The following is an 11,275-nucleotide window of genomic DNA, read 5'->3' as shown; positions in this document are numbered from 1 at the left end:
CCCCGCCCCTACACCGACCGCCATAACCTAGGCTATATAGCAGTCTGGCCGGGCCACGCGTTTGCAAGTTGCTTTCTATTTTTGACGACATTTTCACCTGCTTCCCGATGCGGAACCTTCTTTTTCTGTCGGTAGCGGCGCTGGTACTGGTGGTGGCCCTGGCGGCCCGCCCGGCCACTCGCCAGCCCAACTCCGACCCTGATTTTCGCACCGGGCAACTGCGCTATCCGCGGGTGCGCGATGCCTATGCCCAGCACCACAAGGCAGTGCAGCAGTTGTTGCACCACCATCGGGTGGCACCAGAACGGCTGGAGCTGTTTGTGCGCGCGTTCAAAACAGAGCAGCGGGTAGAGGCCTGGGGGCGCAACCAGGGCACGGACCGGTTTGTACTGCTCCGCACGTTTTTGCTGGCCGGCCGCTCGGGCAGACCAGGGCCCAAGCGTCGCGCCGGCGACCGGCAGATTCCGGAGGGGTTCTACACCGTCAACCGTTTCCACCCCAACAGCCAATACCTGCTTTCGCTGGGCCTCGATTATCCCAACGCCTCCGACCAACTGCGCACACCCCTTGGCCTCGACCCCGGCGACAATATTTTCGTGCACGGCTCCAACGAAACCATTGGCTGCCTGCCCATCACCGACGCGGGCATACAGGAGTTGTACGTACTGGCCGTGGAGGCGCGGGCTGCCGGGCAGCTCAGCATTCCGGTGCACATTTTCCCGTTTGAGCTATCGGCCGATCAGCTGGCCCGCCGGCAGGCCAGCCCGCACCTGGCGTTCTGGCAGGAGCTGGCCCCGGGGTATGCGTACTTCGAAACCCACCGCCAGCTACCCACCGTTACGGTAGCGCCAGATGGGGCGTATGTAGCCCGCTGAACCCGGGTGCTACCGGCAGCCGTATCTTGCCGCATGACCGAGCTGCTTTCCATCCACGATTTCCCGCTGCCGCCCAACCTGCGGGCCGCGGCGGTGCTGGTGCCCATTTTTCGCGATGCGGCCGGCGAATTGCAGGTGGTGATGGTGCTGCGGACGGCCTTCGGAGTGCATGGCGGGCAGCTGGCTTTCCCCGGCGGCAAGCCCGAGCCGCAGGATGCCGCCGACTTATGGGCCACGGCCCGGCGCGAGGCGTTCGAAGAAATCGGCCTGCCCACCACCAGCGTCGAGCTGCTGGCGGCCCTGCCCGAAGTGCCCGTACCCTCAGGCTTCCGCATCAGCCCGTTTCTGGGGCGTATAGCGCGGCCGGCGGCCTGGAGGCGGCAGGTGTCGGAGGTGGATGAGGTGCTGGAAATTCCGCTGTGCCACCTGGCCGCGCCAGCCACCCACACCGAGGAAGTGTGGGAGCTGCCCGGGTGGCCGGGGCCGCGGCAGGTGCCCTTCTACCGCGTTGGGCCCGAGGGGCGCTACCCGCTCTGGGGCGCGAGCTACCGCATTCTGCAGCCGCTGCTGCCGCGCCTGCTGGCCGACGAGTGGGAGCTGGGCGCACGGTAGCGGGAACAGCCAAGCCAGCGGATACTAACTGCCTGCTGAATCCCTATACCTCAATCTGGCACGATATTACGTTTGTAGCTGATATGAAAATCTTTGCTTTCCTCCGTTTCGCCCTTGTTCTGCCACTTCTAGCCGCGCTGCTGCCAGGAGCGGCGCTGGCCCAGCAGCAGCAGTCCATCTGGCTGTTTGGGCAGCAGGCGGGCCTGCAGTTCCCCACCGGCGGCGGCACGCCCACGCCGCTGCTCATCAGCAAAATGGCCACCTACGAGGGTTCGGCCGTGGCGACCAATAAGCAGGGCCAGCTGCTGTTTTATACCAACGGCGAACTGGTGTTCAACCGCCAGCACCAGGTAATGCCCAACGGCCGCAAGCTGATGGGCTCTGCTTCCAGCACCCAAAGCGCCCTGATTGTGCCCGACCCCGGCAGTGGCAACATCTTCTACATCTTCACGACCAGCGCCCAGGGTGGCCCCAACGGCCTGCGTTACTCCACCCTCGACATGACCCGCGACAATGGCCTCGGCGACCTAGTGCGCCTTAACGCCCTGCTCGTATCCCCGGTGGCCGAGAAGCTGGCCGCCGTACGCCATCAGAACGGCCGCGACGTGTGGGTAGTGGCCCACCGCTGGAACTCCAACGCCTTCGTGAGCTACCTTGTAACGGCCGAAGGTGTGCAGAGCAAGCCCGTCATGAGCAACGTGGGCAGCATGCACGCCGGCCCCGGCCGCAACGCCATTGGGGCCCTCAAATTCTCGCCCGATGGTCGCCAACTGGCCCTAGCCCTGTGGCGCGAGGCCAATAAGTACGAGGTATTCGACTTCGACCGCACGACCGGCCAGGTGCGCAACCCACGCTCCTACGGCCCCTACCCCGAGGCTTATGGCGTCGAGTTTTCGCCCGATGGCAGCAAGCTCTACGGCTCCAGCAACGGCGAAGGCGGCGGTCAGGCCCAGGTTTACCAGATTGACCTGAAAAGCGGTAAGGCCACGGTTATCGGCAAGTCGGCCAACCGCAAAGTAGGCTCTTTGCAGCGCGCCCCCGATGGCAACATCTATGTTTCACGCGAAGACAACCCGTTTCTGGGCATCATCAAGAACCCCAACGCTGCTGAGGCCAGCTACGTGGATGATGGCCTCAAACTGGGTGGCCGTCGGGGTAAGCTGGGCCTGCCCAACTTCATCACCGAACCCAAGTAATCTGCTGACTGAGTGAACCGTCCTCCAGCTTACATGCAGTTACAGCACGCTGTAGGGGCGGGGCTTGTCCCCGCCCGCCGTTAAACGATTATCGTTGAACGAACGGTACAAACTCGTGGAAACGGTGCGAACGGCGGGCGGGGACAAGCCCCGCCCCTACAGCGTTCAGTCAGCAACTCAGTCGCTCTTCCCGCCCAACCGAAACCGCAGGAAACCGGCGGCGGCCGATAGGTAAGGGTTTTCCGAAGCTACCAACCCCACCACGTCGCGGGTACTCACGCCGGCCTCGTAGAAGGAAGTGGAAATTGTGAGGCCCAGCGGCACACTCAGGCCATAGCCTGCGCCACCACTCAGGCCGCTACTTAGGCGCAGCCAGCGGGTGGGCTTGAAATCAAGGCCTGCGCCCACGAAGGGCTTGGTGAAGTTGCCAGCTACGTCGTTGAGGGGCAGCGTTACGTCGAGGCCGGCTTCGAAATATTCGCTCAGGCGCACGCCGGCCCCGGCCCGCAGCTTGGTGGGCAGGTTGGCGCGGCGCTCTTGGTCGGCCTTGTACTCGAACAGGCTATCGGTGCCAGTACCAAATATTTCGGCGGCTTCTTTGATGAAGTTGTAGGAGCCGATGCCCTCCGATTTGAGCTTCTTGAGCTTCTGGTCGTTGGCCGTGAGCAGGTTGCCGGTCCAGGTCATGTGGCCCAGGTCAGTGAGGGCCAAGCCCAGGCGCACGGCCTTGCCCACTTCGGCGGCCAGCCCCACATCGAAGCCATGGCCCTCGCCCACGGGCTGGAGGCCCGCGCCGGTTTTCAGGTTGAAGCTCGGGTTGGTGGTTACGTTGCCATAATCGACGTTGAACAGCGGTGAGAGGGAGGTATAGGCGCGCAAATTGCCCGGCTCCACCCGGATATCGATAATGCCCACGCCCTGAATGTAGCGGTAGCCGGCGCCGGCCGAAAGCTGGAACAGTGGCAGATCGAGGATGCGCGTGCCCCAAGCCAGGTTGAACTCGCTCAGGGCTGCCAGCTGCAAGTTGGTGCCGGCCAGTGCCTCCGACACCAGCGGCACGTTGCCGGCCGCCGTAGATTGGTAAATGGGCGCATCACGGCCCAGAAACGCTATTTCGGCCGCGTTCTGGTTTAGGCCTACGTGCCCGGAAGTGCGCAGCCGGTGGCTGACGGCTATGCCCCCCACCACCGGCAGCTGCACCGACAGTCCCAGCGTGGTGGCGTCGGTGCTGAAGTTAACCACATCATCGGAAGTGAAGGTGCGGGCAAATTCCTGCTTCTGGGCGGGCGTGAGGGCTTCGTTGGTATCGAACACAAACTTGCGCAGTTGCTGCCGCGTGAGGGCCTGCGAGCTGACACCGGCGCCCACCTCGCCGATGGTAAATGCCACCAGCGCCCCGTTACGGCGGCCCAGGTTGGCCGGGTTGATACCGATAGACTGGTAGTCGGTGGCAAACGTGGTGGCCACCCCGCCCCGGCCGGTAGCCGTAAAGTTGCTCAGCTCGTTTTGGGCCCACCCGGCTCCGGGCAGGGCCAGCAGGCCGGCAGTAGTCAGGAGTAAAAAACGGTTCATGGGCGTAAATTGAAGCGGGGGAAGTAGCTTGCACGATTAGCCCCAAAGATAACGTTCTACCCTGCTTTCCTCGTGCCCAAACGCTTTTCTGCTTCCGACTATATCGAGGGGATTCTGGCCGGCAACCGCGTGCGGCTCAGCCAGGCTATTACCCTGGTGGAAAGCACGCTGCCCTCCGACCAGGAGTTGGCCCAGCAGGTGCTCGATGCCGTGCTGCCCCACGCCGGCCGCTCGGTGCGGGTGGGCATTACAGGCGTGCCGGGCGTGGGCAAAAGCACGTTTATCGAGGCGTTGGGTCTGCACTTGGTGCGCGAGCAGGGCCACCGGCTGGCGGTGCTGGCCGTCGACCCCACCAGCCAGCGCAGCGGCGGCAGCATTCTGGGCGACAAAACCCGCATGAACGAGCTGGCCTTTCATCCGCAGGCGTTCATCCGGCCCTCGCCGGCCGGCCGCAGCCTGGGCGGCGTTACGCGCAGCACCCGCGAGGCGCTGCTGCTGTGCGAGGCGGCCGGCCACGACGTTATTTTTGTGGAAACCGTGGGCGTGGGCCAGAGCGAAACCGCCGTGCACGGCATGGTCGATTTCTTCCTGCTGCTGATGCTGGCCGGGGCCGGCGACGAGCTGCAGGGCATCAAGAAGGGCATCATGGAAATGGCCGATGCCATCAGCATCACCAAAGCCGACCAGGGCAACGAGCTGGCCGCCCGCCGGGCCCGCCGCGAGTACCAGAACGCGCTGCACCTCTACCCGCTGGCGCCCAGCGGCTGGGTGCCCGAAGTAACCGTCAGCTCGGCCCTCACGGGCCAGGGCGTACCCACGGTTTGGGAAATTGTCACGCGCTACGTGCAGCAAACGCAGCATAGCGGCTACTTCGGGCAGCGCCGCCAGGAGCAAAACCTGCACTGGCTGCACGAAACCATTCGCCAGAATCTGGAAACGCAGTTCTACCAGCGCCCCGCCGTGCAGGCGCAGCTGGCCGCCGTAGAGCAGGCCGTGCGCGAGGGCCGCAAATCGGCCTTTGGGGCCGCCGGCGAGCTATTGGGACTGTAGAGAACGGGCTGCACCGCAAAACGGGCTTTGCAGTACAGCCTCACTCCTATCCGCGCTTCGGGCGCAGCGTGAGGTAATCGAGGAAGTAGAGCACCTTCACCGACAACGAGTTGTTGTGGGGCGTGTTGAGGGTGTTGTTGAAATTGGTGAAGTACTGGGGCAGCGTTTTGTCGCCGGCCAGCTCGCTGGCGTTGGCGTTTTTCCAGACCACCGTTATCTGCGAGCCGGGCGCGAACCACCACGAGAACACGGCATCCACGTTGAAGGCATTGAAGCTGTTGTCGCGGTTGCGGCGGTAGTCCACGGCTTCCTCCTCGCCGCCGGGGTTCAGGCGCGAAAAGTCGCGGTAGCTCGCCACGCTTAGGTAGTGGCGAGTGCGAATAGTGAACGACATGCGGTTGGTGAACGTGTAGTTGGCCGACACCGTGTTAGTGGTAGTGGTGCGGTTGCGGCGGCCCAAAATCACATCGGCCACGCCGTTGCGGATAAAGGGTCGGTCTGCCATCTGGCTGCTTTCCAGGTTGCCGGCGTAGCCAATTTCGTTCTGGCGCAACGACCAGTTGAAATTGTAGCGAAACGAGAGTTGGTTGGTGGCCCGGTAGCGCGGGCTGATGCCCACATCGTAGCCGACGCGGCCGGTGCGGGCGTCGTCGTTGGCGTGCCAGCGGCTGGCCAGGTTCAGGTCGAGAGCCAGCTTTTTGCGGTAGTCGGAGCTGATACCGCCGCTGAGCAGCAGCGTGGCCGGTACGCGCACGTAAAACTGCCCCAGAGGCCGGCGGCGGGGCTCGAAGTAGTCGTGCTCAGCCAAATCACCACTCACCCCCAGGTTCACCGACAGAAAATTCCGGGTAAATGTGGTGTTCATATTCGAGTAGAAACCGGCCGACTGGTAGCGCGTGGGCTTGTAGAGCAGGTTCTGATAGAAGCCGAGGTTGGTGCGCAGGTTGTTTACCTTCCAGAAGGGCTCGTATTTGTTGTAGCCCAGAAACAGCTCCTGGCTGATGGAATTGTTGGAAAACAGGATGCCTAGATCATTGGGGTCGTAGGTGTCCGACTCGATGCCGTGGCTCAGGTTCCAGTTGAAGTTGCCGCTGATTTTGCCCACTCCCAGCTGGTACTTATACCCGTCGCGGTTGCCGATTTGCTCCGTCGAGCCGAATACCTGGCCGCGGCGGCGCGAGTAGTTCAGCTGTCCGTCGATGGCGTATTTATTGGCCTTATCGGCGAAGCGAAACAGGCCACCGGTTACGTTGGCGTCGTAGGTGCTGCCCTTGCGCGTTACGTTGGTGTTGATGAGCGAAATGTAGGAGTTGTTTTTCAGGCTCTGGTCGAGCACGAAAATGTTGTAGTTGGAAAACGGCTGCGTGAGCACCTCGCGCCGTGCGCCGGTGGCACTATCCTGCACCGTGGCGTACACGTCGTTGCTCAGGGCATTGAACAGGCCCACGCCCAGCCCGCTTTTAGTGCGGCCCGATATTTTGGTAGCGTTCAGCAGCCGCGTGACGCCGGGGTTGCTCACGACGTATTCGCCCTGCTTGATTTCTCCTTCGGGGCCGGTGGTACGTTTGCGTAACAGGCCATCTACCTCATAAAAACCCAGCGGCTGACCGCCCACCCGGCGCGAGTAAAACAGCCCGCCCTTATTGAACAACTCGGTACCCTCGGTGAAAAACTGCCGGTTCTCGTTGTACTGTACCTCGAAAGGTGACAGGTTGAGCACCTGGTTGTCGCTCTGCACCTGCCCGAAATCGGGTACCAGCGTGGCATCGAGCGTGAAGCTTTCGTTGATGCCCCATTTCACATCGGCCCCGCCGTTGAAGCTGGTGCTGGAGTTGCGCTTGCCCTGCTCGTTGAAGGGGTAATGCTCGTAGTAACTCGACACGTAGGGCGTGAGCGAAAGGCGCAGCGGCGGCTTAATGTCGCGCACGCCCCGCAGCTCGCCCCATTGGTTTACAAAGCCATCTACCTGGGGCTTTACCTGGTTCCAGAAAAACTGCTGGCGCGTACTCTGGCGCTGGCGCGCGAAATTGATGCCCCACACCTGCTCGGGCGCGTCGCTGAAACGGATGGCCGAGTAGGGAATCCGGATTTCGGCCACCCAGTCGTTGCCCTGCAGCTTGGTCTGGCTCATCCACACGGCATTCCAGTTGAAATCTTCGCCGCCCGCGGGCGAGTAGCGGGCATCGAGCTCCACACCGCCGGGCGTAATAAAAAAGCCGTAGCCGTTGAGCTTGTCGTGGTAGGTGTCGAGAAAGATGGCGAAGTAATCGGTGTTGCCCAGGTCGTCGCGCTGGCTAAGCTCGCGGAAGATGGAATCGGGGCTCACATCGTGCATCACGGCCCCAATATAGAGGGCGGCATCGTCGTAGAGCAGGCGTACTTCGGTGGCGTGCTTTTCGAGGCGGCCGGGCGTGGGCCGGGTTTCGATGAAGTTGGTTGCGACCGGCGCGGCGCGCCAGACGGCCTCATCCAGCTCACCATCAATTTTAACGGGTTCCGTAATGCGCGTGGCCTGAAACTGGCGCTTAAAGGCGGGTATAGCGGCGCTGTCGGCCGTGGTAGTTTTAGGGCCGCCAGCGGCCAATTTCTGGGCATGGGCCGGAGCCACCAGCAGCAGAATACACAGGCTCAGCAGAGCACAAAAAGGCTTCACGACGAATCGACGAGAGAGTAAAGAAATCAAACCAAGTAGCAGAAATAAGCAACGAACCAGGCACCTAATAAGCTGGCAACCGGCTCAAAACGACACCAGCCGCCCTACCCGGGCCGGCGGCTTGCCGCCATAGATGCGGGCCGCACCTCAACCGTTGCCTGTTTGCCCGAAAAGTTGCGGATAAAAGCCGGCCACCGTTGCAGCGGCGGCCGGTTTGGACATTCGTCCTTACTCACTCACTGAAATCTGAATGTTGCGGCTGTTTTTGCCGTCGGCGCCGGGCTGCACCCCCAGCAGGCGGCGGTATTTGTCGGCCACGTTGGCGGGTTGTTGCTGGCCGTTCACTGTCATAGTTTTATCGTTGAGCTGAAGCTGAAAGCCCTTATCCGTGGCTCCAATTAGCCCGTCGCTTCGCAACGCAGCTCTTATTTCGTCGGTATCGAGCTGGGGTGGCGCGGGTGGCGCGGGTAGCCTAGTTGCCGGGCGGAGTGCGGGCGGAGCCGGTGGCGCAGGCATGGCCCGGGGGCGGGGCGCAGCGCGGGGTGCGGGTGGGGCCGGCGGAGCTGGTATTGGCCCCATGCGGTCGGTCGTCGAGCCCGAAGTCTGGTAGTTGAGGTTGTACGCGCCCCGCAGCGGCTGGCCCTGCTGCTGCTCGATCAGCCGCAGGTACTTCTGCTGCACAGCGGCCGGTTGCTTTTTCCCGTTCAACATCATCCCGCTGGCCGAAAGACTGAACTGCAGGTTGTTGGTGTTCTGGATAAGGTTGTCGCGGCGAAGCTCCTGCAGCAGGGCGGCGGTGCCTTTATCCCGGCGGGCCTGCTCCGCGTCGCGGCGGGTTTGGTCGGCGTCGCGGCGGTGCTGCTCCACGTCGCGACGGATTTGGTCGGCGTCGCGGCGGGCCTGGTCGGCATCACGCCGAGCCTGGTCGGCATCACGAATGTTCTGCCGGATGTCGCGCCGCTGCTCAATCACAAGGTCTGCCCGCGCCTGCTGCCGCTCGCGCATGGCTTCTACCTGCTCCTGCAGCATCGCCCGCTCCTCGTCGGTGCGGGCCGACTTTACGGCGGCCTGCAGCTCTTTCTCCGCCTGGGCAAAAGCGTTGCGGGTGATGTCATCAATATCCATCTCGCCTATTGCACCCTGCGCCTCGGCCAGTGCCAGCGCCGAAAGCTCCTGCGCATCGGCGGCGCTGGGGGCCGCGCCGCTCAGCGTCGCCCGGTTCATGCGCAAGGCCAGTTCCTCCAGCCGCTGCTGGCTGCCAGTCTGGGGCAGTGGGGCAAGTCGGTTTGTACGGCTGTCGAGTCGTACTATGTCTACCTGGTCGCCTTTCTTGCGGGCCGGGGCAATAGCAACCGGCTGTCCGTCAATCAGGAGCTCCGTAAGGCGGCCCTTCTTATCGCGCTTGATGATGACCGTGCCGGCATCAGCGTTCCGACGGCCGGCCCTCGACCAGCGCATCAGCCGCGGGTTACGAATAGTATCGAAGCTGATTTCGGTGCTGCCCAGGCGGGCTCGGGCCTGCCCATCGGCCGACACGCTGAGGATACGTAATGGCTCCTGGTCGCTGGTGGCGGCGCTGGTGCTCGCGCCAGTTGCGGCCGCCGGGGCCGCTGGCAGCATGGGTGCCGGCAGGGTGGCGCGGCGAAGGGCAGCAGCCGGCTTGGCCAGCGTGTTCGCCAGCGAAGTAGCAGCCGGACGGGCCAGCGCCACCGCGGTGCTCAGCACCACTACACCTACTAGTACCACGCAAGCCGCCATAAAGCCTTCGGCAAACGTGGGCCGCTGCCGTCCCTGCACCAACCGCCGGATGCGGCCCAGTACCGAGCCATCGGGCCCGAGGGCCGACAGTGCCAGGCTTGCCCCAGCGGGAGCGGGGGCGGCCGTTAGCTCGGCCAGGGCAGCCAGGGCACGGGCTACCGTGAGGGGGTTGCCGCCCACCAGGGCAGTGGCCACGTCGTCGCAGCAGTTTTCGCGCTCGGTGCGCAGGCAGGCGGCCATAAACCACACGCCCGGATGGTAAAAGAGCACGGTTTCGGCCACGGCCTGCAGCAGGTTCAGCAGGTAGTCGCGGCGCTGTACGTGGGCCAGCTCGTGGGCCAGTACGGCTTCGAGGTACGTAGCGCCCAGGCCCGTAACGGTACCCAGCGGCAGCAGCACCACCGGCCGCAGATGTCCCACCACCACCGGCACCTTCACCAGTGCCGATTCGAGCAGCTCTACGCGCTGCTTCAGGCCGGCGCGGTCGGCCAGGGCAGCCAGCCGCTGCTGCCACTCCGGGGCCAGCGGCTGCACCCGGTAGCGCCGCAGGCGCTGCACGTAGGCCAGGCTACCCAGCAGGCGCAGTAGCATCACCAGCAAGCCCATCAGCCAAACAGTAACCAGCAGCGGCAGGTTGGCATTGAAATACGTCTGCCACGAGTCAAGCCAGCCGGGCGCGGCCGGGCTGCCAGCCAACTGGGCGGCCGGGGCAGCGGCTATTACAGTACCCGCTGCGCTTTGTGTAGCTGCCGGCTGCAATACTGCGGCAGCAGTCTGCTGGCCGGCCGGAGGCGCCTGATAGTAGTAGCGCCCAAACGTGAGGCCGCAGAGCAACAGTAGCGTAACCAGCGCGGCGGCGGCGGTGCGGTAGCGCACCTGGGCCGAGTGGCGGCGCAGCAAAAGCAACAGCCCGGCCAGCGCCAGCGCCACTACCGCTCCCTGCCAGAGCGAATGAAGGAGGGTCCAGCCCAGGGCCCGTACCAGGGCTGGGGGTAGCAGTTGTTCGAGCCAGTTCATTGCGCAGGGTCGTTAGCAGGTGAGTTGGTATCGTTCTGAATTTCGATGTCGTTGAGCAGGCGGCGAATCTGGGCCAGCTCCTCGCGCGAGGTGCGGCGGTTGCCCAGCGCCTGCATCACCAGCTTCATGGCCGAGCCGCCGAAGGCAGCGTCCACGAACTTATCGAGCAGTAGCCCCTGGGTTTCCTCCTCGCGCACTGCCGCCCGGTACACATGGGTCCGGGTGTCGTCGTCGCGTAGCACCAGCACCTTGTCAAGCATCAGCTGCAGCAGCTTAAGGGTAGTGGTGTAGCCGATTTCGCGGCGCTGGCTCAGCTCGTCGTTCACGAAGCGCACCGTGCTGGGACCGTGCTGCCAGAGCACCTGCAAAATCTCCAGCTCCGATTCGGTGGGCTTGGGTATCATCTTTTTAGTCATTGTAAATCAGCCAATAGAAGGTACGACATTATTCGTACTTCAAACATATACGAAACATATCGTATATCCAAATATATAGTACGAAATAAATCGTATTTCTTTTGAACTACAAGCGACAAGCCTCAA

8 protein-coding genes are annotated in these 11,275 nt (G+C 63.3%); 4 read left to right on the top strand and 4 right to left on the bottom strand.

The genetic code is table 11. The features are described from left to right. Positions 1-107: 107 nt before the first annotated feature. From J7E24_RS05795 to J7E24_RS05785, 3 genes are all read left to right on the top strand, one after another. Positions 108-875 (top strand): murein L,D-transpeptidase family protein, encoded by a 768-nt coding sequence (locus tag J7E24_RS05795; protein WP_215136065.1) that lies wholly within the window; start codon positions 108-110, stop codon positions 873-875. A gap of 33 nt (positions 876-908) precedes the next feature. Next, positions 909-1,487 carry an NUDIX hydrolase gene (locus J7E24_RS05790; protein WP_215136063.1) on the top strand — a complete coding sequence of 193 codons (579 nt, stop codon included), beginning with the start codon at positions 909-911 and terminating at the stop codon, positions 1,485-1,487. A gap of 83 nt (positions 1,488-1,570) precedes the next feature. Then, positions 1,571-2,683 (top strand): PD40 domain-containing protein, encoded by a 1,113-nt coding sequence (locus tag J7E24_RS05785; protein WP_215136061.1) that lies wholly within the window; start codon positions 1,571-1,573, stop codon positions 2,681-2,683. Between the two features lie 177 nt (positions 2,684-2,860). Here J7E24_RS05785 and J7E24_RS05780 read toward each other — a convergent pair whose 3' ends face one another. After that, positions 2,861-4,255, bottom strand: coding sequence for a DUF5723 family protein (locus J7E24_RS05780; protein WP_215136059.1), 1,395 nt, complete (start codon positions 4,253-4,255; stop codon positions 2,861-2,863). Between the two features lie 72 nt (positions 4,256-4,327). On the opposite strand from J7E24_RS05780, the gene meaB reads away from it, so the two are divergent. Continuing rightward, positions 4,328-5,305: a methylmalonyl Co-A mutase-associated GTPase MeaB gene (gene meaB / locus J7E24_RS05775; protein WP_215136057.1), complete on the top strand. Its 978-nt coding sequence runs from the start codon at positions 4,328-4,330 to the stop codon at positions 5,303-5,305. A gap of 46 nt (positions 5,306-5,351) precedes the next feature. Here meaB and J7E24_RS05770 read toward each other — a convergent pair whose 3' ends face one another. The 3 genes from J7E24_RS05770 to J7E24_RS05760 all read right to left on the bottom strand — a co-directional run bounded on the left by J7E24_RS05770 (position 5,352) and on the right by J7E24_RS05760 (position 11,149). After that, a complete protein-coding gene (locus J7E24_RS05770; RefSeq protein WP_215136055.1) occupies positions 5,352-7,958 on the bottom strand; it encodes a DUF5916 domain-containing protein in 2,607 nt (868 codons plus the stop codon). A gap of 228 nt (positions 7,959-8,186) precedes the next feature. Next, positions 8,187-10,733, bottom strand: coding sequence for a M56 family metallopeptidase (locus tag J7E24_RS05765; protein WP_215136053.1), 2,547 nt, complete (start codon positions 10,731-10,733; stop codon positions 8,187-8,189). Further along, the gene (locus J7E24_RS05760; protein WP_176906647.1) at positions 10,730-11,149 is read right to left on the bottom strand and encodes a BlaI/MecI/CopY family transcriptional regulator; all 420 of its coding nucleotides are present in this window, start codon (positions 11,147-11,149) and stop codon (positions 10,730-10,732) included. The genes J7E24_RS05765 and J7E24_RS05760 overlap by 4 nt, the downstream gene beginning before the upstream one ends. Positions 11,150-11,275: the final 126 nt, after the last annotated feature.

Source organism: Hymenobacter sp. ISL-91, assembly GCF_018613725.1.
Lineage (GTDB): Bacteria > Bacteroidota > Bacteroidia > Cytophagales > Hymenobacteraceae > Hymenobacter.
Note: the sequence above shows the minus strand (reverse complement) of the source record. Positions and strands in the feature narration are given on the sequence as shown.

Coding starts and splice junctions, on each gene's coding strand:
- J7E24_RS05795 (WP_215136065.1), top strand. CDS start 108: ATGCGGAACCTTCTTTTTCTGTCGGTAGCGGCGCTGGTACTGGTGGTG.
- J7E24_RS05790 (WP_215136063.1), top strand. CDS start 909: ATGACCGAGCTGCTTTCCATCCACGATTTCCCGCTGCCGCCCAACCTG.
- J7E24_RS05785 (WP_215136061.1), top strand. CDS start 1,571: ATGAAAATCTTTGCTTTCCTCCGTTTCGCCCTTGTTCTGCCACTTCTA.
- J7E24_RS05780 (WP_215136059.1), bottom strand. CDS start 4,255: ATGAACCGTTTTTTACTCCTGACTACTGCCGGCCTGCTGGCCCTGCCC.
- J7E24_RS05765 (WP_215136053.1), bottom strand. CDS start 10,733: ATGAACTGGCTCGAACAACTGCTACCCCCAGCCCTGGTACGGGCCCTG.
- J7E24_RS05760 (WP_176906647.1), bottom strand. CDS start 11,149: ATGACTAAAAAGATGATACCCAAGCCCACCGAATCGGAGCTGGAGATT.